Source organism: Variovorax davisae, from assembly GCF_030316845.1.
GTDB classification, from domain to species: domain Bacteria; phylum Pseudomonadota; class Gammaproteobacteria; order Burkholderiales; family Burkholderiaceae_C; genus Variovorax; species Variovorax davisae.
Map to the genome: position 1 here is coordinate 318,510 of NZ_JASZYS010000004.1, position 19,415 is coordinate 337,924.

16 protein-coding genes and 1 pseudogene are annotated in these 19,415 nt (G+C 68.8%); 14 read left to right on the forward strand and 3 right to left on the reverse strand.

Annotated features, from left to right (window positions below; all coding sequences use genetic code 11):
* Nucleotides 1-2 precede the first annotated feature (2 nt).
* The 5 genes from QTI33_RS11925 to QTI33_RS11945 all read left to right on the forward strand — a co-directional run bounded on the left by QTI33_RS11925 (nucleotide 3) and on the right by QTI33_RS11945 (nucleotide 3,811).
* Nucleotides 3-1,958, forward strand: coding sequence for a putative Ig domain-containing protein (locus tag QTI33_RS11925; RefSeq protein WP_286506153.1), 1,956 nt, complete (start codon nucleotides 3-5; stop codon nucleotides 1,956-1,958).
* 32 nt (nucleotides 1,959-1,990) lie between these two features.
* Nucleotides 1,991-2,365 carry a hypothetical protein gene (locus tag QTI33_RS11930; protein ID WP_286506344.1) on the forward strand — a complete coding sequence of 125 codons (375 nt, stop codon included), beginning with the start codon at nucleotides 1,991-1,993 and terminating at the stop codon, nucleotides 2,363-2,365.
* A 2-nt stretch (nucleotides 2,366-2,367) separates the two neighbouring features.
* Nucleotides 2,368-2,802, forward strand: a complete 435-nt coding sequence (locus tag QTI33_RS11935; RefSeq protein WP_286506332.1) for an aryl-sulfate sulfotransferase — start codon at nucleotides 2,368-2,370, stop codon at nucleotides 2,800-2,802.
* A 107-nt stretch (nucleotides 2,803-2,909) separates the two neighbouring features.
* Nucleotides 2,910-3,332 (forward strand): FHA domain-containing protein, encoded by a 423-nt coding sequence (locus tag QTI33_RS11940; protein WP_286506155.1) that lies wholly within the window; start codon nucleotides 2,910-2,912, stop codon nucleotides 3,330-3,332.
* A gap of 89 nt (nucleotides 3,333-3,421) precedes the next feature.
* The gene (locus tag QTI33_RS11945; RefSeq protein WP_286506156.1) at nucleotides 3,422-3,811 is read left to right on the forward strand and encodes an FHA domain-containing protein; all 390 of its coding nucleotides are present in this window, start codon (nucleotides 3,422-3,424) and stop codon (nucleotides 3,809-3,811) included.
* A gap of 37 nt (nucleotides 3,812-3,848) precedes the next feature.
* On the opposite strand, the gene QTI33_RS11950 is transcribed toward QTI33_RS11945, so the two are convergent.
* Entirely contained in the window at nucleotides 3,849-4,856 is a 1,008-nt protein-coding gene (locus QTI33_RS11950) for an AraC family transcriptional regulator (RefSeq protein ID WP_286506158.1), read from the reverse strand.
* A 178-nt stretch (nucleotides 4,857-5,034) separates the two neighbouring features.
* On the opposite strand from QTI33_RS11950, the gene QTI33_RS11955 reads away from it, so the two are divergent.
* From QTI33_RS11955 to QTI33_RS11995, 9 genes and pseudogenes are all read left to right on the forward strand, one after another.
* On the forward strand, nucleotides 5,035-5,826 hold the full coding sequence (locus QTI33_RS11955; RefSeq protein ID WP_286506160.1) for an SDR family oxidoreductase: 792 nt from the start codon (nucleotides 5,035-5,037) through the stop codon (nucleotides 5,824-5,826).
* Nucleotides 5,827-5,846: 20 nt separating this feature from the next.
* Nucleotides 5,847-7,085 (forward strand): styrene monooxygenase/indole monooxygenase family protein, encoded by a 1,239-nt coding sequence (locus QTI33_RS11960; RefSeq protein ID WP_286506162.1) that lies wholly within the window; start codon nucleotides 5,847-5,849, stop codon nucleotides 7,083-7,085.
* Nucleotides 7,086-7,099: 14 nt separating this feature from the next.
* Nucleotides 7,100-8,317 (forward strand): annotated as a pseudogene (locus tag QTI33_RS35145) (styrene monooxygenase/indole monooxygenase family protein); the annotation flags it as partial.
* On the forward strand, nucleotides 8,309-8,833 hold the full coding sequence (locus tag QTI33_RS11970; protein ID WP_286506333.1) for a flavin reductase family protein: 525 nt from the start codon (nucleotides 8,309-8,311) through the stop codon (nucleotides 8,831-8,833). The pseudogene QTI33_RS35145 and the gene QTI33_RS11970, both read left to right, overlap by 9 nt.
* A gap of 36 nt (nucleotides 8,834-8,869) precedes the next feature.
* Nucleotides 8,870-10,114 (forward strand): dienelactone hydrolase family protein, encoded by a 1,245-nt coding sequence (locus QTI33_RS11975; protein ID WP_286506163.1) that lies wholly within the window; start codon nucleotides 8,870-8,872, stop codon nucleotides 10,112-10,114.
* A gap of 222 nt (nucleotides 10,115-10,336) precedes the next feature.
* On the forward strand, nucleotides 10,337-10,618 hold the full coding sequence (locus tag QTI33_RS11980) for a helix-turn-helix domain-containing protein (RefSeq protein ID WP_286506165.1): 282 nt from the start codon (nucleotides 10,337-10,339) through the stop codon (nucleotides 10,616-10,618).
* Entirely contained in the window at nucleotides 10,615-11,937 is a 1,323-nt protein-coding gene (locus tag QTI33_RS11985) for a type II toxin-antitoxin system HipA family toxin (RefSeq protein WP_286506166.1), read from the forward strand. Before QTI33_RS11980 ends, QTI33_RS11985 begins: the two co-directional genes overlap by 4 nt.
* A 74-nt stretch (nucleotides 11,938-12,011) precedes the next feature.
* Nucleotides 12,012-15,746, forward strand: a complete 3,735-nt coding sequence (locus QTI33_RS11990) for an AsmA family protein (protein ID WP_286506167.1) — start codon at nucleotides 12,012-12,014, stop codon at nucleotides 15,744-15,746.
* A 505-nt stretch (nucleotides 15,747-16,251) separates the two neighbouring features.
* Nucleotides 16,252-17,544, forward strand: a complete 1,293-nt coding sequence (locus tag QTI33_RS11995; RefSeq protein WP_286506168.1) for a lactonase family protein — start codon at nucleotides 16,252-16,254, stop codon at nucleotides 17,542-17,544.
* Between the two features lie 355 nt (nucleotides 17,545-17,899).
* On the opposite strand, the gene QTI33_RS12000 is transcribed toward QTI33_RS11995, so the two are convergent.
* Nucleotides 17,900-18,421 carry an RES domain-containing protein gene (locus QTI33_RS12000; protein ID WP_286506170.1) on the reverse strand — a complete coding sequence of 174 codons (522 nt, stop codon included), beginning with the start codon at nucleotides 18,419-18,421 and terminating at the stop codon, nucleotides 17,900-17,902.
* Nucleotides 18,418-19,329 carry a hypothetical protein gene (locus QTI33_RS12005; RefSeq protein WP_286506171.1) on the reverse strand — a complete coding sequence of 304 codons (912 nt, stop codon included), beginning with the start codon at nucleotides 19,327-19,329 and terminating at the stop codon, nucleotides 18,418-18,420. Before QTI33_RS12005 ends, QTI33_RS12000 begins: the two co-directional genes overlap by 4 nt.
* Nucleotides 19,330-19,415: the final 86 nt, after the last annotated feature.

Below are 19,415 nucleotides of genomic sequence, written 5' to 3' on the forward strand. Positions count from 1 at the left end.
GCATGCAGAAGACATCTTGGTCCGGTGGCTTGCGCCTGCTGGCATGGGGGCTGGTCGGCCTGGCGTTGCTGGGCCTGCAGGCATGTGGCGGCGGTGGCAGCAGCTTCTTCTTCCCGGGCGTTGCCACGCCTCCTGCGGGACTGCACTACGAGCGCAATGCCGTGGTGTACGCCCTGGGCCAGGAAATCCATCCGAACGCCCCGAGCAGCAGTGGCGGTCGGATCGTCCGCTACGTCGTGCGTCCGGCGCTGCCCGACGGGCTCCAGATCGACCAGGCCAGCGGCGTCATCAGCGGCGCGCCGCGGGTGTCGGCGGCCCCCACGTTGTACACCGTCACTGGCAGCAACTTCGCGGGCGTGGTCACGGCCGGCCTGCTGATCGCGGTCCTGCCCAGGACGCAGTCCCCCGCCAATCTGCGCTACGACAACCAGAATGCGATCTACACCATTGGTGTGCCGATCCCTCCGAACCATCCCTCGGTGGACGGCGGCGACGTCAGCCGCTTCACGGTGCAGCCGGCGCTTCCCGACGGCCTGGCGATCGACCCCGCCACCGGCATCATCTCCGGCACGCCCAGTCGGGTCGCTGCCTCGGCCAGCTTCACCGTGACCGCCGCCAACAGCGCCGGCGCGACCAGCGCCCAGCTGCAGATCGAGGTCGGCAACCCGGCGAACAGGGCGCCCGGCCTGCTGGTCTTCGAGCAACCGAAGGCCGTGTACGCCGCGGGCAGGGCGGTCATGCCCAATCTGCCGCACAGCATCGGCGGCCCGATCGATGTCTTCGTCGTCTCGCCGGCGTTGCCTGCGGGATTGAGCATCGATGCCGCTGCCGGTGTGATCGCCGGCACGCCGCAGGATGTCAGCGCTGCCGCCGACTACGTCGTGACCGGCAGCAATGCGGCGGGTTCGGTCTCTGCGACGTTGAACATCGAGGTGGTTCCCGCCGGCACGGGCGTGCCGACCAGCCCCATGAGCGCCGCGCGCACCAACCCCACCGCCAGCCTGCTCGCGGCGGGAGTGGTGCTGCTCGCGGGCGGGCACGATGACACCCATACGCTGGCGTCGGCCGCGCTCTACGCCCCTGGCGCCGGCTCGTGGGTGTCGGCCGACCCGATGAGCGCCGCGCGCTTTTTCCATACCGCGACGCTGCTGCCGGATGGCCGGGTGCTGGTCGCGGGTGGCGAGGACCTCAGCGGTGTGTTCAACGCCTCGGCGGAGATCTACGACCCCGGCACGCGCCGGTGGTCGTCGACGGGCGCCATGCGCGTGGCGCGCAGCGGCCATAGCGCCACCCTGTTGTCGACGGGCCAGGTGCTGGTGGCAGGCGGATCCAACGGCGGCTTTCTCGCCACCGCCGAGCTCTACGATCCCGCCACCGGCCAGTGGACGCCCACCGGCAGCATGAGCACCGCCCGCAGCGTGTTCACCGCCACGCTGCTGGCGGACGGCCGGGTGCTTGCCGCGGGAGGCACCAGTGGCAGCCCGCTCGCCGCGGCGGAGCTGTACGACGCGGCCACCGGCCGCTGGACGCTCGCTGCGCCGATGATCGCGGCCCGGCTGACGCACACCGCCGTCCTGCTTCCCGATGGCAAGGTCCTGGTGACGGGAGGCAACGGCGGTGCCGCCGGCGGTGGCTCGCTGGCGACCGCGGAGCGCTACGACCCCGCCACCGGGGCCTGGTCGGCCACCGGCGCGATGAACAGCGGACGCACCGCCGCCACCGCGACCTTGCTGTTCGATGGCAAGGTGCTGGTCGCAGGCGGCTATGACGGCAACGGCAGTGCGCAGGCTTCGACGGAGCTCTACGACCCCGCCAGCGGTCGGTGGACGGGCACCGGCGCCATGCGCGGTGCACGCTACTTCCACACGGCCACCCTGCTGCCCGATGGCAACGTGCTGCTCGCCGGAGGCGCCAACGACGTCGGGGCGCTGGCGACGACGGAGTTGCACGTGCCGTAGCGCCGTCGGCGTGCCCGTCCGGAGGTCAAGCCATGAAGCTGTTCCTGTGCACTGCCATCGCGTTGTCCCTTGCCGGCTGCGGCGGTGGCGGAGGCGGCGGAGGAGGCGGCAGCGGCCCGGCGGTGGTGCCGGCGCTCGCTGCCGCGCAGCAGGTCGCGGCCGACGCATCGGCTGTCGCCGCCGTGCGCCCGGGCGTCTCGCCCTTCATCGCTTTCGTCGATGTGAAGGTGCCGGCCGGCGAGATCCTGACCGCGGCGCACTACCGCATCGAGCCCAAGCCGGGCAGTGCCTCTCGCCCGGTCGACGTCGACTACGCGATGTCCTACCTGAGCCGTCGTGGTCGATACCGACGGCCAGATGCGCCGGGCGGTGCGACTGGCACAGCTTTCCCTCGCTGGCGGCCCTGAGCCTGACGCTCGGGTCCGGCGGCCGGTATCCGATCGGGCAGCACGCGGTGTCGATCGCGCACGACGGTTCGCTGATGCTGATGAACGATGGCTCGGCGTCGGTCAACCAGCCCGCCGGTGCGCCGGCCGGCAAGACCCGCGGCTACAGCGCCGTGTCGGCCTACACGATCGACGCGGCGGGGCGCAGCGCGACCGAGGTCAGGCGCTTCGACTACGGGCAGACCGTGCATTCGTCGATCTGCTCCAGTGCCTACGAGGCAGCGGCCGACGGATCGGTGCTGGTGGACTACGCCGTGGCGGACAACATCACGCATGCGCGCCTGGTCGGCCTGGACCCGGGCCAGAACGCCGTGTTCGATTTCCATTACCCCACCGCGGGCTGCAACACCAGCTGGAACGCGCAGCCGATCGCCTTCGACGCGATGCGCTTCCAGTGAAGCGCCTGGCGCGTGTATCGCCTTGGTAAATCAAGCCCGAGTGCGCCGCTGGGCTGTCGAATTCAGTGAGAATGCGTGCGCACGCATACGCCGTGCCTCCCACCACCATGCCGATGCTCCTCATGACCAACGCCAGCGGCGAGACGCTGCAGGTCCACCTCAAGCCCCACGACAACAAGGTCGGCCGGGGCGCCACCAACGACGTGGTCGTCGACTCCTCCCAGGCCAGCCGCGACCATGCCGTGATCGACGTGGAGCATGCCTTCGTCACCATCACCGACCTGGGCAGCCGCAACGGCACCTTCGTCAACGACGTCCAGGTCCAGAGCCAGGTGTTGGCCGACGGCGACCTGATCCGGCTCGGCAGCTACGGCATCAAGTTCGTCGCCGCCGACCAGGAGTTCAGCCAGGTCGAGGCGCAGCGGATGATGACCATGCACGGGCTGCTGGTGAACATCGACACCGAGCGGGCCGGGCCCGAAGCGGCGACCGGGCCAGGGGTGCCAAGAAGTACCCGCGGGTCGATCTGATTTCCTGCGGTTTTCAGCTTCCAGTCAGGTTTCGGGCGGTGTTGATGTAACAATAAGGTGTTACACAATATTGCATCTGCCGAGGACGCATGCCGAAACTGATATTGATGAAGGGGGTTGCCGCGACCCGGCAATATTCCTTGCTCGCGAAGCAGACCACCATTGGCCGGGCTTCGACCAACGACGTCGTGCTCGACTCGATGCACGTGAGCCGGCACCATGCCCTCGTGACCGTCGACGGTCCCTTCGTGACCCTCAGCGACCTGGGCAGCCGCAACGGCGTCTTCGTCAACGGCACCAAGGTGCGCTCGCAGGTGCTGGTCGGCGGCGACGAGGTGTCGATCGGCAGCTTCAAGATCCGCTTCCTCTCGGGCGACCATGACCCGTCGGGGGTCGACGCGATGCGGCTCATGACGGCGCCGGAGCTGCTGGCGGACCTGGACCGGTCGCGCGAGACCTCGCACGCGTACGACGTCTGAGCGGTCTGCTGAGTGCGTGCCCGATCGCCGCCGCACCTCAGCCGCCCCGCGCCCCCCGCGTCTCCGACGGCCGCTCCCCGAACCGCGCCCGGTACTGCGCCGCGAAGTGCCCCAGGTGCAGGAACCCGTACTTCTGCGCCACCGCGCGCACACCGCCGTCAGAGACGCCAGCGGATGCCAACAGTTCGGCCCGCACCCGGTCCAGCCTGAGTTCCCGCAGGAACTCCATCGGCCCTTGGCCCGCATGCTGCCGAAACGCCATCTGCAAGGCGCGCGCGCTGCACCCGACTTCACGGCAGACATCCGCCAGCGACAGCGGCTGCTCCGCATGCGCCGCCATGTATTCCTGCGCCTTGCGCACCACGCGCGGCAGCAGGCTGCGCTGCGCCTCGCCGGCCAGCGCGCGCGAATGGTTGTGGCCCGCCGACATCAGCAGGCTCGACATCAGGTATGCCTCGGCATGCTCGCCAAGGAGTCCGCCCGACTGCAGCGCGTTGCCCGCATCGAGCGTCAGCCGCAGGTAGTCGATGAAATGCACCAGCGGCGCCAAGGCGGGGTTGTCCATCGGCACGCCCAGGTCGAACACCAGCTGCTGCTTCACCGGCGCCTGCAGCAAGGATTCGAGCCGCGACAACAGCGCCGACCGGGCCAGCCGCACGATCAGGTGCGGGCTGTCGTCGGCCCAGCGCATCGACAGCGGTTCGGTGGGCGAGGGCAGTGACGCCAGGGTGGGCGTGGCCTCCACCTGCTGCGCGCCACAGCGGATCTCCGCCCCACCGCGCAGCGGAATCTGCAGCAGGAAGAAGTCCTGCAGGTAGCCCGGGTCGATCTGCACGCCCGGCCCGTACTGCACGTAATTGAGGCTCACGTCGCGGTGCAGGCGCACGCTGTGGTGGCAGGCGTCGAGCTCGGCACGCGGCCGCAGCATGACCAGCTTGTGCGGGCAGAACACCCGGGCCACGCTCTCGCGCGCCTCGTCCATGTCGTGGCTCTCGAAGAGTCGGTAGCGCTGCAGCGGCAGCCGTGAAGGGGTGGCGGTTTCCATGGGGCCAGGGCACCGTAGCAAAAACCATCCCCGCCCACAATTCGGGCCAGCCCTTTGACGAAAGCTGCGCGCCACGGACAGCGCCTGCGTTTGCGGGACTCGCCAGCGGCCGCCTTGCCCCTAACGTTCGCTCCACAGGCCATCCCGGCCTGCCGATCAACCCAGGAGAGCAAGCGTCATGTTCAAGGGACTCGCGGGCAAGAGCGCCATCGTCACCGGTGGCTCCACATTGATAGGCGCCGGCGTGGTGCGTGCGATGCACGCAGCGGGCGTCAAGGTCGTCATCGCCGACATCGACGCCGACAACGGCCGGCCGCTGGCCGATTCGCTCGGCGCCGGCGCACGCTTCGTGCGCACCGACATCACCGACGACGCCCAGGTGCGGGCCTGCGTGGCGGAGGCGGCCGCGCGGCACGGCGGCGTGCAGTTCCTGGTCAACTTGGCCTGCTCCTACATCGACGACGGCTTCAAGTCGCCGCGCGCCGATTGGCTCACTTCGTTCAACGTCAACGTGGCGAGCGCGGTCGCCATGCTGCAGGCGGTGCACCCGCACATGGTCGCGGCCGGCGGCGGGGCGGTGGTCAACTTCACCAGCATCTCGTCGCGCGTGGCGCAGACCGGGCGCTGGCTCTACCCGGTGAGCAAGGCCGCGATGGCGCAGCTCACCCGCAACATGGCGATGGACCTGGCGCCCTACCGCATCCGCGTCAACAGCGTGTCGCCGGGCTGGACCTGGTCGGCCGTGATGGACAAGCTCAGCGGCGGCGACCGCGCCAAGACCGATCGCGTGGCCGCGCCCTTCCACCTGCTCGGGCGCGTCGGCGACCCCGACGAAGTGGCGCAGGTGGTGCTGTTCCTGTGCTCGGACCACGCCAGCTTCGTGACCGGCGCCGACTACGCGGTGGACGGCGGCTATGCCGCCATGGGCCCCGAGCAGGCCGTGCCCGCCATTCCCAAGTTGATGGACTGACCCGATCAAGGAGACATGCAATGAAGCGAATCGCCATCGTCGGCGCAGGCCAGTCGGGCCTGCAACTGGGGCTCGGACTGCTCGCCGCAGGCTACGAGGTCACGATGTACAGCAACCGGACCGCCGAGGACATCCGGCACGGCAAGGTCATGTCCAGCCAGTGCATGTTCGGTGCCTCGCTGCAGATCGAGCGCGACCTGGGCCTGGACCACTGGGCAAGCGATTGCCCCACGGTCGACGGCATCAGCCTGGCCGTGCCGCATCCCGAGCAGAAGGGCGCCAAGGCCATCGACTGGGCTGCGCGGCTGAACGCGAGCGCGCAGTCGATCGACCAGCGCGTCAAGATCCCGGCCTGGATGAGCGAGTTCCAGAAGCAGGGCGGCGAACTCATCCTCAAGGATGCCGGCATCGACGACCTGGAGGCCTGCACCCGCAGCCACGACCTCACGCTGGTCGCCAGCGGCAAGGGCGAGATCTCGAAGCTCTTCGAGCGCGACGCGCACAAGTCCACCTACGACAAGCCGCAGCGCGCACTGGCACTGACCTATGTGAAGGGCATGAAGCCGCGCCAGCCCTTCTCGGCCGTGTGCTTCAACCTGATCCCCGGCGTGGGCGAATACTTCGTGTTCCCGGCGCTGACCACCACGGGCCCCTGCGAGATCATGGTGTTCGAAGGCGTGCCCGGCGGCCCCATGGATTGCTGGGCCGACGTGAAGTCCCCGCAGGAGCATCTCGCGCGCAGCAAGTGGATCCTCGACACCTTCACGCCCTGGGAGGCCGAGCGCTGCCGCGACATCGAGCTGACCGACGACAACGGCATCCTCGCCGGCCGCTTCGCGCCGACGGTGCGCAAGCCGGTGGCGACCCTGCCATCGGGCCGCAAGGCGCTGGGCCTGGCCGACGTGGTGGTGCTCAACGACCCGATCACGGGCCAGGGCTCCAACAACGCGGCCAAGTGCGCCGACACCTACCTGAAGAGCATCCTCGCGCGCGGCGACGGCGCGGCCGATGCGGCGTGGATGCAGCAGACCTTCGACCGCTACTGGTTCGGCTACGCGCAGTGGGTCTCGCAGTGGACCAACATGCTGCTCGCGCCGCCGCCGCCCCACGTGCTCAACCTGCTGGGCAGCGCCGGCGCGATCCCGCCGCTGGCCAGCGCCTTCGTCAACGGCTTCGACGACCCGCGCACCTTCTTCCCGTGGTTCGCGGACCCCGCCGAATCGGAGCGCTTCATCCAAACCTGCGCCGCCGTCGCTTGAGCCGGAGCCCGAGCATGAAGCGACGCGTGGCCATCGTCGGCGCCGGACAGTCCGGCATGCAGCTCGCGCTCGGCCTGCAGCGCGCGGGGCATGAGGTGACGGTCTATTCGAACCGCACGGGGCAGGAGATCTTCGACGGCCCCGTGATGTCGAGCCAGTGCATGTTCGAGACCGCGCTGCAGACCGAGCGCGAGCTGGGGCTCGATGGGTGGGACGATGAATGTCCCTCCGTGGAAGGCATCGGCATGGTCGTGCGCAGCCCCGACGGCGGCAAGGCCATCGAATGGAGCGCGCGGCTCGACGGGCCCGCGCAGTCGGTCGACCAGCGGCTCAAGATCCCCGCCTGGATGGCCGCGTTCGAGCGGCGCGGCGGCCGGCTGGTGCTGCAGGACGTGGGGCTGGCCGAGCTCGAAGCCTGCGCCGCCACGCACGAGCTGGTGGTCGTCGCCAGCGGCAAGGGCGAGATCTCGCAGCTGTTCGAGCGTGACGCCGAGCGCTCGCCCTTCGACCAGCCGCAGCGCGCTTTGGCGCTCACCTACGTGAAGGGCATGAAGCCCGCCCAACCGTATGCGCGGGTGTGCTTCAACCTGATCCCCGGCGTGGGCGAGTACTTCGTCTTCCCGGCGCTGACCACCTCGGGGCCGTGCGAGATCATGGTGTTCGAAGGCGTGCCCGGCGGCCCGATGGATTGCTGGGCCGACGTGAAGACGCCGCAGGAGCACCTGGCGCGCAGCCAGTGGATCCTCGACACCTTCCTGCCCTGGGAGGCCGAGCGCTGCCGCGACATCACGTTGACGGACGACAACGGCATCCTCGCCGGCCGCTTCGCACCGACCGTGCGCAAGCCGGTGGCGACGCTGCCTTCAGGTCGCAAGGTGCTCGGCCTGGCCGATGCGGTGGTGCTCAACGACCCGATCACCGGCCAGGGCGCCAACAACGCGGCCAAGGCCGCCGACATCTACCTGAAGCGCATCCTCGAGCACGGCGACGCGCCCTTCGACGCCGCGTGGATGCAGCGGACCTTCGACCGCTACTGGGAAGGTTATGCGCGCTGGGCCACCGACTGGACCAACAGCCTGCTTGCCCCACCGAAGCCGCATCTGCAGAAGCTGCTGCAGAGCGCCACCCACATCCCCGCGGTCGCGAGCACCCTCGTCAACGGCTTCGATGACCCGCGTGCCTTCGCGCCCTGGTGGTTCGATGCCGCCGAGGCCGACCGCTTTCTGGAGACCAAGTCACGCGAGGCGGTGGCCGACCGCTTCGACCGGCGCGACTTCCGCAAGGCGCTGGGCCAGTTCACCACCGGCGTGACCGTCATCACGACCCGGGGCATCGACGGCCGCCGCGTGGGCATGACGGCCAACTCGTTCTCGTCGGTCTCGCTGGACCCGCCGCTGGTGCTGTGGAGCCTGGCGCGGCAGGCGCCGAGCGTGGCCGACTTCACCGGGGCCAGCCATTTCGCGATCAACGTGCTGGCGGCGCACCAGCACCACCTGTCGCGCCAATTCTCGACGCCGCAGCCCGACAAGTTCGGCGGCGTGGACTGCTGCGACGGCACGGCCGGCGTGCCGCTGCTCAACGGCGTCATCGCCCGCTTCGTCTGCCGCAACGTGAGGCAATATGACGGCGGCGACCACCTCATCTTCATCGGCGAGGTCGAGCGCTACGACCGCTTCGACGGCGAGCCGCTGGTTTTTCATTCGGGCTACTACCAAGTGACGACGCGACATCCGGAATGCGTGCAATGAGCACACCCCCATCCACCCCTTGAACGGAGCACATCCATGCAGGACACAGCAGCCACCACCTCCCCGCGCCACATCCGCATCCAGGCCAGCGACGGCAGCGGCAGCTTCAGCGGCTACCTGGCGCTGCCGCGCTCGGGCAGCGGACCCGGCCTGGTGCTGGCGCAGGAGATCTTCGGCGTCAACCAGACCATGCGCGACGTGGCCGACTACTACGCCGAGGAAGGCTACGTGGTGCTGGTGCCCGACCTGTTCTGGCGCCAGCAGCCCGACGTCGAGCTGGGCTATTCGCCCGACGACTGGCAGCGCGCCTTTGCCTTCTACAAGGGCTTCGACGAGGCCCGCGGCATGGAAGACATGCAGGCCGCGATCACCGCGCTGCGCGCGCGGCCCGAGGTGCCGGGCGGCCAGGTCGGCGTGCTCGGCTTCTGCCTGGGCGGCAAGCTGGCCTACCTGGCGGCCTGCCGCACCGATGCGGACGTGGCGGTGGGCTACTACGGCGTGGGCATCGACGCGGCGCTGGACGAGGCCGACCGCATCCGCTGCCGGCTCGCCCTGCACGTGGCCGAGCTCGACGGCTTCTGCCCGCCCGAGGCGCGCGAGCGCATCGTGCAGGCGCTGCGCGGCCGGCCGAACGTCGAGGTGCATGTGTACCCCGGCGTCGACCATGCCTTTGCGCGGGTCGGCGGCGAGCACTACCACCGGGCCTCGGCGCTGATGGCGCACGAGCGCAGCATCGCGGCGCTGAAGAGCGCCATCGGCCCGCACTACGACCTGGCGGCGCTGTGGGACAAGCACTGCGAGTACGAGTTCGCGACCCGCAACGTCGACGACACCATGGCCACCATGGTGGCCGAGCCCTACGTCAACCACATCCCGACCATGACCGGCGGCGTGGGCTACAAGGCGCTGCGCCACTTCTACACGCACCACTTCGTGAACAGCAACCCGCCCGACACCGCGCTGGTGCCGATCTCGCGCACCGTGGGCGCGTCGCAGGTGGTCGACGAGATGCTGTTCAGCTTCACGCACACCACGGAGATCCCGTGGATGCTGCCGGGCGTGGCGCCGACGGGGCGGCGGGTGGAGATCCCGCTGCTGGCGGTGGTGAAGTTCCGGGGCGACAAGCTCTACCACGAGCACATCTACTGGGACCAGGCGAGCGTGCTGGTGCAGGTGGGGCTGCTGGATGCGAAGGGGTTGCCGGTGGCGGGAGTGGAGACGGCGCGCAAGCTGCTGGACGAGACCTTGCCGTCGAACGGCTTGATGGGTTCGGGAGGTTGAGGCGGAAGCTTCGCGAGTCTGGAAAGCGCCTTTCAGGGCGCTTTTTGTCGACTGCAACAGAGAATGCTGTATTTGCTATAAGAAAATATCTTCACGAGAGTGAAGCTTCATCAGTTTCCGCCCCTTTTATGCAATATACGGCATAAAAGTCCCGATGCGGCCGTTTATGCTTTATTTGCTATAAAATGACGGAATCACGCATTTTTATAGCAAATAGAGCATATGAACACCTTGCCCGACCTTGGCCATGCGCTCGCGCGCTTGCGCAAAGAGCGCGGCCTGACCCAGAAGGAACTGGCGGCCGCCTGCGGCATGGGCCAGTCCACGCTCGCGCGCTTCGAGGCGGGCGGCGTCGCCGAGTTCGGGTCGCGCAAGCTGCTGCGCCTGCTGGAGGTTCTGGGCTACGAGATGAGCTACGTGCCGGTGAATCGCAGCTTCACGCTCGACGATGCGCTGGCCGAGCGGCAGCGCGAGTTCGCCGGCGACAGCGAAGTGCACGGATGAAGCTTCACGTCTTCGTCCATGACAAGCCGGTGGCGACCCTGGAGTCCGCCGATGGCTTCCGCCACGTGATGGCCTATCACCCGGACGTCGAGCCCGGGCAGTTCGTCTCGCTGCTGATGCCCGTGCGCACCGAGTCCTACGCCTACCCCGACCTGCACCCCATCTTCCGCATGAACCTGCCGGAAGGCTTCCTGCTGTCGATTCTTCAGGAGCAGCTGGGGCCGCAGGTCGGTGCATCGCCGCTCAACCTGCTGTCGGTGGTGGGGCGCAACGCCATCGGGCGCGTCAAGGTCGCGGTGCCCGGCGCAGACCCGACGCAGCCGCCCGTGCCCTTCGGGCTGGCGGGCATCCTGCGGGGCGACAACTCCGAGGCGGCCTTCGTCGACCTGGTGCGCCGCCATGCCGTGTCGGGTGTGTCCGGCGTCGTTCCCAAGTTCCTTTCGCCCAACACCCTTGCGCCCCACGGCAAGGCAACGCTGGCCACCGACCGGCACATCATCAAGGGCACCACCTCGCGGCTCCCCGGCGTCGCGCTCAACGAGCACCTCTGCATGGAAGTGTCGCGCCAGGCCGGCATCCCCACCGCGAAGACCGAGGTTTCCGACGACGGCCAGGCCCTGGTGGTGCATCGCTTCGACTTCGAAGACGACGGCGTCACGCGCAAGGGCATGGAAGACCTCTGCAGCCTGCTGTCGTTGCGGCCCGAAGAAAAGTACCAGTCGACCTGGGAGCGCGTGGTCGGCCGCATCAAGGACGTGGTGCCCGTTGCCGCGCAGCAGAACGCGGCGCTGTCGCAACTGGCCGACCTGCTGCTGCTGACCTACGCGCTGCGCAACGCCGACTGCCACACCAAGAACATCGCGCTGCTCTACAGCTCGCGCGAGCGCATCGCCCTGGCGCCCGTCTACGACATGCTGACCATCTCGGTCTACGACGACTATGCGAACAACCCACCGGGCATGCCGGTCGACGGGCGTAGTACCTGGATGCCGGGCAAGGCGCTGGAGCGCTTTCTGCAGACGCGCTGCGGCGTGATGCCCGCGCAGACCCGGGAGCGTGTGGAGCGCATCTGCGAGGCGATCGTCCAGGTGACGCCGCAGGTGGTCGAGGCGGCCGCCCGCTACCCCGGGTTTCGCGAGACGGGCCCGCGGATGCTGCAGGCGTGGAATGCCGGGATGAACAGCCTGCGGCTGCAGAAGACGTGGAGCCTGCCGTCGCTCGACAGTGCCATCGAGCAGGCGGGGTGGGCGGATGTGAGGCCGGCGGTGCCGACACCGCGCGAGAAGATCGGCAGGTCGCCCCTGCTGGGAAGGCGCTGACCCTTCGCTACGATGGCGGCACTCCGCCCGTCATCCACCCCGCGACCCGATTGCCCGCCGCTCACCGCCCCCCCATGACCCCACCCGGGTCGCCATGGCGTCGACGCACCGCCAAGTGGCTGCTGTGGGCGATCGGGCTGCTGCTGGCCGCGGCCCTGGGGCTGATGCTTTTCCTGAAGACACTCGACGCCGGGGTCTACCAACGTGCCCTGGCGCGGGAGCTTTCATCCGCTCTGGGGCGGGACGTGTCGATCGGCAGCGTGTCGTTCGACCTGGCCGTGCGGCCGACCTTGTCCGTGCGCGACCTGCGCATCGCCAACCCGCCCTGGGCATCGCGACCGGACTTCGTGACCGCTGCGAGCGGCGAGGCGCGCCTCGATCTCGTCGCCCTGTGGCAGGGCCGGGTCGAAATGCGCGCCATGCGCCTGGAGGGCGTGAACCTGCTGCTCGAGCGCAGCGCGCAGGGCGAAGGCAATTGGCAGTTCGGCACGCCCGACCGGGGCAGCCAGCGCGCGGCGTTGCCCGACTTCGGGACCGTGTCGCTGACCGACGCCCACGTCGGCTGGCGGCCCGGCGGCGACGCCGTCGAGCAGCTTCGTGTCGACAGCGCCGAGGTCACGATCAGCGGCGGCCTGCCGTTCAGGGTTCAAGCGCTTGGCGACTATCGGCAAACGCCGATGCAGCTCACGGTGGAGGCCGACACCTCGCTGCAGGCGGCGCTCGATGGCGCGCCCTGGCATCTCTCCGTCGGCCTGCGACCGAAGGGGGCGTCCCTCGCGCTCGACGTGCGAATGGCATCGATCGCGTCGCTCGAGGGCCTTGAACTCGGCATCGAGGCGACCGGCGACCATCTCGACGCGTGGTCCGGCGTCCTGGGGCGGCCATTGCCGGGATGGGGCCCTTATCGCCTGTCGGCGCAGGCGCGCTACGCAAAAGGCAGCCTGCAGGTCGACGATCTGGGCCTGACGCTCGATGGCCTGCCGATGCAGCCGTCGCGCCTCGAGATCGGGTCGGGCAAGGCGGTGCTCGGCGCCAGCGAGGACACGCGGCTGACGGTCGCGGGCAAGCTCGGTGAAGCGGCGTTCTCGCTTGAAGCCCGCAGCGCGCCATGGCCTGCGCTGCAAAAGACCGATGGCGCCGCGCCGCTCGCGCTGCGCGCCGAACTGGCGGGCTTGACGCTGAGCGCCGATGGCAGCCTCGCGCCCGGAGCCGAATCCACGGACTTCGATCTGGCGTTGACCGCCCGGGGCGACGCGCTGGCGCCGCTGCGCGCACTTGCGGGCCTGCGCCCGAGCCAAGCCTTGCCGCTGGATCTGGCGGCGCGCGTGAGCCATTCCAGCGAAGGCTATGCGGCCAGGAACATCCGTGGCCGGGTGCTCGCCACCGCGGTGTCAGGCGATCTCGCCTACGCAGTCGCGCCGCGCGCGCGGCTCAGCGGGGCGCTGAACCTCGGCCCGCTGGACCTGAACCAGCCTGATCTCAGGGCGCTCGAATCGGCCGCCCGCGAGACCCGCCCACGGGACGCCGCCGCTGCAGCCGCGCCGGCGTGGCCGCGCAGTGTCGAAGCGGATCTCTCGTTGCGGATTGCGGCCATCGCCGGCCTGCCGGTCCCGGCCCGGAACCTGAGCGGCCGGGTGCGCTGGCGCGATGACGTGCTTCATCTGCAAGGGCTTGTCGCCACGCTGGCCGGTACGGACGTCACGGGAGACGGCACGCTGCGCTGGCGCGACGGCCGGCCGCAGATCGATGGCAAGGCGAGCATTGCGCTGTTCGACGTCGCCAGGCTCGGCGGCAGCAGCGCGAAACCAGGATCGCGCAGTGCCTTCGACGAACCCCTGCCGCTCGCGCCGCTGCGTGCCTTCGATGCCCGGCTGGATGTCGAGGTGACCCGCATTGCCGGCGCGCCGATACCGATCGGCAAGCTGGCTGCGCGCGCGCAACTGCGGAGCGGCAAGCTCGCCATCGACCTGGCGTCTGCCACGGTCGCCAATGCGCCGGTGCAGGGCCATGTCACGGTCGATGCGAGCGGGCGGGCATGGCGCGTCGATGCCGACGCGAAGGCCGACCGCATCGACGTGGCGGCGCTGCTGCGCTCGCCGAATCCGCCCGACACGGTGCGCGGCACGATCCAGGGAATGCAAGTCGTGCTCGGCTCGCAGGGCACGAGCATGCGCGAACTCATCAAGCAGGCGAAGCTCTCCGTTCGCACCGCTCCCTTCTCCCTTGCGGTGGGGCGAGACCGCTCCCCGGTCCAGGTGCAGCAGGCGAGCATCGACGTGGAGCCGGGCGGCCCGGCGCGCGCGAGCGCGGTGGGCCATGCGCTCGGCGCGCCGATGGATCTGAAGGTGGTCGCTGGCCCTCTGGCCGAACTGCTGCGGCCCGAGACCGCATGGCCGAAGATCGAAGCGACCCTGCGCACACCCCTGGGCGGCGACACGCTCCAGGTGCTCGCGACCAGCGGGCCCCTGCAGCGCCTGGTCGGCCTGCGTGACGTGCCGCTGGCCTTGCAGGCCACACTGCCCGGCGCGCGCGCCACCCTGGAGGGCAAGGTGGGCAACCTGGCGGCGCCCACGGGCACGCGGCTCGCCGCCCGGATCGAGATCGACAACCTGGCGCAGACGGCGACGCGCTTCAACGTTTCGGGCCTGCCTGCGCTCCCGGTCAGCGCCTCGGGACGGGTCACGCTGGGAGACGGGGAGCTGGCCGTCGACGAACTGAGCGCGCAGGCCGGCAAGTCGGATGCGGCGGGGCGGCTGCGAGTCCGTTGGCGCGACCGGCCGGCCCTGTCGGCGGACCTCACGTCCAGGTTGATCGATGCCACCCAGTGGGCAGAGCCCACGTCCAACGAGACGCCGGTCCTGGACCGGCCCATCCGCATGCCGGCCCTGCTCTCGCGCGACGCGCAACTGCAGCTGCGCGCCGAGCGCCTTCTCTTGCATCGATACGACCTGGCCAAGCTGCAAGTCGATGGCAAGCTCACGAACGGACTGATCCAGCTGTCGACCGCAGCGGCCGAAGGCGAGCTGCACGGGGAACTGCGCCTCGATCTGCGCCAGCAAGTGCCTGCCGCGGCGTTGCGCCTGACGGTCAAGAACGTCAACGCCGAGGCCTTGTACACGGCACGGGTGGAGGCGCCGAGAGGGGCCGGCGCGCCACCGCCGCTGTCGATCAACGGGCAGCTCGCCGGTGCCGGCACCACGGTGCGCCACATGCTCACGGCCGGACGCGGCGAGTTCCTGCTCACCGCCGGCGCGGGCACATTGCCGATGGGCTCGAGCTATGGCTTCGAGCGGGTCGCCGGCAACCTCCTGCTGACGCTGGTGCCCGGCCGCAGGGCGGCGGACCACACCCAACTCGAATGTGCGGCCGCGCGCTTCGCCATCGCCGACGGCGTGGCCACGTCGAGCGACGGTGTCGCGCTGCGGCTGAAGCACCTGGACATCCTGGGCGGCGGCGCGGTGAACCTGAAAACGGGCGAGATCCTGTTCGGCTACCGGGCGGTGCGCCGCGAGCTCTTCCAGCTCAGCCTGATCGGCCTGACGAGCGGCGTCGCGAAACTCACCGGAACGCTCAGCAACCCGACGGTCGAACTGGACCCCAGCGGCGCGCTGCTGGTAGGCACTGCGGCCTGGGCCACCGGGGGGATCTCGCTGCTGGCGGGCGACTTGTGGCGCAAGCTCCAGTCGACCGCTGACCCCTGCGCCCGTATCGCCGAAGGCGCCCAGCTGTCGAGCGACCCACTCGACGTGCTGATGCGGTCGGTGCCGTCGGTCAGGTTGCCTTCGCCGCTGCGGTCGAGCCTTGATTGAAGGGGGCGAGGCCTCGAGCCGCGCCCATGAACGAGGCGGTGACCAAGGCGCAGACGCACCGGTCCTCTGTGTGCCGTGGCAGCGCATCGGCGCAGCCGGGGTGATCGTGGTTTCCGGCCCGACCTTCCTCGCATAAACCCTGTACGTTTAACTACAACCGATATGCTGCATCTGGTTTCATTTCATAAGAAAACTTACGATGCTGACATCTCCCGGAAATTGCCCTAAACCCGCCTCTCGCTTCCTGCTGGATGCGGCCCTCATGGGTGCGATGATCGCCAGCCTCGCCTCCTGCGGCGGCGGCGGAAGCGGTGGGGGTGGCACCTTCTCCACGTCAACGACAGTGGCGCCCGGGTCGGCAGCGGCAGCGGCGGCGGCGCCATCACCGGCACCCACGCCGGCACCTGTGGCAGCGCAAGCACCAACACCAACACCAACACCAACTCCCGCACCAGCACCAGCACCAGCACCAGCACCAGCCACAAATTACACCGTCAGCGGCACCGTGAACGGCCTCTTCGGCGTGACCGGTCTGAAGTTGCAGAACAACGGCGGTGATGAGCTTCCGATTGCGTCCGACGGCACCTTCAGCTTCGCCACGCAGCTTGCCAGCGGCGCGAACTACGCAGTCACGGTCAAGGCTCAACCCGATCTCCCGACCCGGGTCTGCTACGTCAGCAACGGAACCGGCACCGTGTCCACGGCGCCGGTGGTCAATGTGGTCATTCGCTGTGCCGGGCCTGCGGCCCGATTTGCCTACGTGGTCAACAACGGCTCCAACACAGTGTCGGCCTACGCCATCGACGGAGGCACGGGCGCCCTGAACGCGCTGGTCGGAGCACCTTTCTCGACGGGGTCCCAACCCGCACGCATCGCCGCGGATCCTGTGGGTCGATTTGTCTACGTGACGAATGCGACCTCGGTATGGGCCTACACCGTCGACGCCGGCACGGGCGCTCTGAGTCCGCTGGCAGGGGCGCCGGTTTCGGCCCCGGCCTCGAATGGCATCGCCGTGGATCCGAAAGGGCGCTTTGCGTACACCGTTGGAAGTGGCATCGTGTCTGCCTTCGCCATCGATGCCAGCTCTGGCGCTCTGAGTCTGGCCGGAGCTCCGATTTCGATTCCGACAGCGACATTGGGCAGCCCCAACTTCGTCACCGTGGACCCATTGGGGAAGTTTGTCTATGTGACATGCGAAAACGGGGTGGGCGGCGGGGCGGTGATCGCCTACAGCATCGATGCCGGCACGGGCGCCCTGAGCCCAGTCCCCGGGTCGCCCCTCGTGGCAGGATTCTTCCCCAGATCCAGTGCCGTCGACCCCGCGGGGCGGTTTGCCTATGTCACGGACTACTTGTGGGGCCTAGTGTCGGCCTACGCCATGGATGCCAGCACCGGCGCGCTTCACTCGGTTGCTGGCGGGACGACCGTTGTAGGGAGTGGCGCTTACCGCGATAGCGGGGGGCCCATCCCCCTGAGCGGCAGTGGCCCCACCTCGGTCGCCGTGGACCCCACGGGCCGGTTTGCCTATGTGGCGAGCGGTTTTGAGAAAAAGGTGTACGCCTACTCCACCGAGTCAAGCACAGGCGCGCTAGTCCCCCTGGCCGGCGCGCCCGTCGCGACGGGGAACGCGCCCCAACATATCGTGGTGGACCCAACGGGCCAGTTCGCCTACGTGGTGAATTCAAACTCCACCGTGTCTGCCTACATGATCGATGCCAGCTCCGGGGCCCTCAGCCCGATGGCTGTGCCGACAGTGCCCACGGGCGCGTCGCCCAGGTCCATCGCTTTGTCACGGTAAGGTTCATCACAGACATGGCGCTCAGCTTGCGGATCGAGCGGTCGAGCTCGTCCGCCTCGGGCCGATGGTGGAGCACGCGACGGACCTGGGCTTCGCCGCGCGCCAAGTCGGAGTTGCCGAAGCAACGGTAGTGACGGCGGCGCCGTCCACTGCGGCAACGAAGGCCGAGGCGCCCGCGGTCGCCAAGGGCTTGACGCTGGATCTTGCGCGAATCGAATCAGCCCTGCGAAAGACGACCAGCCGACCGGGCAAGGAGGCGTCCCTGGTCGCCGCTATCGCGTCGATGCTCGGACGATCGGCCACGGTCGAGAGGGTTTCCGCTGTGCTGTCGGGTCTTCTGGCCGGCGCAAGGTTGCTATCGACGAGGCTGGCCGGGTGGCCTACGCATTCCAGTAGACGCATCGGGGACGTTGCCACGTTCGGTTGGATTTGCTCCGAGTCTCATGATCCGGGCCGTCGCGCAGATCGGGAGGTCGCCCCGCGCTGACTCGTCGCGGAACGTCGCCAACGTCAAGGTTCCCTGCACCAGAACCTCGCATGCCCAGCGCGCCGTCATCTTGCTGGCCTTGATGGGAATGGGCGCCCCGGCCGGCCTGACGACGGCATCTCGGACGACCGTCTCGAGCCAGCAGGTTTCGGCCTCGTACCCCAGGTACAAAACGCCGAACTCGTTCGCAGCCGGAACATGGGCGGGGCAGTCGTACCGGTTGTTGCCCTTGACCGCGGGGTCCAGCGGGTCCTTGCCATTCCAGTACACGCGGTGCAGCCGCGCACGGGTGACCGTGACCACGTCCACCTGAAAAGGAGACGGCAGCGAGGGCGGCGAATAGGTTGGCGTCGGCGCGACCGCAGGCGTCGCCGGTATGGCGGCGCTCATGCGGTCTGGGGTGCGTCGGCAGATTCCGCTTCAAGCGTCTGGAGCACGAGGGCCAGCGCGGCGGGGCCGTCCACCGCAGTGCCAAGGTACTGGGCGAGCTCGGCTTTGCGCACCTGTTGCTGCGTGGTCAACGATTCCGCCGGCAACAGCAACTCGAAAGGTCGCATGCCATTCAAGGAGCCGTTGGGCGCCACCAGGAAGTGGTAGAGGTCCCAAGGATCGGCGACCGCGGACAGCAGCGCCTTCGTCGCGTCCGCACCGATGCCCAGCGCCCAGACAGGGATCCGATAGTCGTCGTTCTGCTGAAGCTGAAGGGCCAGCAGTTTGTTGTCGCGCACTCGACGCCGAACGGCGGCCTCCCCGAGGCCGAACACCTGCGCGACCTCCCCGGTCGACTTGAACTGGTCGGAGGCCAGCACCGAGCGCTTGTACTGGAGGCCTCGCAGAAGCAGAGCCTCCCAGCCTTCTTCAGGATCCGTGACGACGCTTTCGGCCTCCGCTTGCGCCGCCAGGGCCGTCGAGACTTCGCGAAGCAACTCGGATTCGCTCATGGGGCGTTGCTGGCTTTGGGCCTGCTTGATGGAATCGACCGTCAGCTCGATGACCCGAGCGACCGTGTCGAAGGCGATGTGCGCTGCTCCCCCATGCTTCGCACTCGGCTTGACGAGGATTTCGCGTTGGGCGACTTTCTTCTTGAGGAGACTTACAGTGCGACGACGGTCGCCAGGCGACTTCTTGGTGACCTCGACGACGTCCTGCCTGCTGTTCTTGAGCCCTATCTGTCCCGCAGAGGTATTCGTGCCCTGCCACACGCTGAGTGAGCGGGCCTCGATGACCAAGGTGTCCGCCGCTCCGACCTTCGGCGGGGCCTGTTCGGACGCCTTGGGACGCTTGGAGAGAGTGGTCATCAGGTTACGTTGGTTTCGTTGGTTACGCAGCAGTCTAGCGGAAGCGCGGAACCCTGTCGATCATGCGGCCGCTTCGACTGCGAGCC

Coding starts and splice junctions, on each gene's coding strand:
- QTI33_RS12005 (WP_286506171.1), bottom strand. CDS start 19,329: ATGACCACTCTCTCCAAGCGTCCCAAGGCGTCCGAACAGGCCCCGCCG.
- QTI33_RS11960 (WP_286506162.1), top strand. CDS start 5,847: ATGAAGCGAATCGCCATCGTCGGCGCAGGCCAGTCGGGCCTGCAACTG.
- QTI33_RS11975 (WP_286506163.1), top strand. CDS start 8,870: ATGCAGGACACAGCAGCCACCACCTCCCCGCGCCACATCCGCATCCAG.
- QTI33_RS11955 (WP_286506160.1), top strand. CDS start 5,035: ATGTTCAAGGGACTCGCGGGCAAGAGCGCCATCGTCACCGGTGGCTCC.
- QTI33_RS11925 (WP_286506153.1), top strand. CDS start 3: ATGCAGAAGACATCTTGGTCCGGTGGCTTGCGCCTGCTGGCATGGGGG.
- QTI33_RS11945 (WP_286506156.1), top strand. CDS start 3,422: ATGCCGAAACTGATATTGATGAAGGGGGTTGCCGCGACCCGGCAATAT.
- QTI33_RS11985 (WP_286506166.1), top strand. CDS start 10,615: ATGAAGCTTCACGTCTTCGTCCATGACAAGCCGGTGGCGACCCTGGAG.
- QTI33_RS11930 (WP_286506344.1), top strand. CDS start 1,991: ATGAAGCTGTTCCTGTGCACTGCCATCGCGTTGTCCCTTGCCGGCTGC.
- QTI33_RS12000 (WP_286506170.1), bottom strand. CDS start 18,421: ATGAGCGCCGCCATACCGGCGACGCCTGCGGTCGCGCCGACGCCAACC.
- QTI33_RS11980 (WP_286506165.1), top strand. CDS start 10,337: ATGAACACCTTGCCCGACCTTGGCCATGCGCTCGCGCGCTTGCGCAAA.
- QTI33_RS11940 (WP_286506155.1), top strand. CDS start 2,910: ATGCCGATGCTCCTCATGACCAACGCCAGCGGCGAGACGCTGCAGGTC.
- QTI33_RS11950 (WP_286506158.1), bottom strand. CDS start 4,856: ATGGAAACCGCCACCCCTTCACGGCTGCCGCTGCAGCGCTACCGACTC.
- QTI33_RS11990 (WP_286506167.1), top strand. CDS start 12,012: ATGACCCCACCCGGGTCGCCATGGCGTCGACGCACCGCCAAGTGGCTG.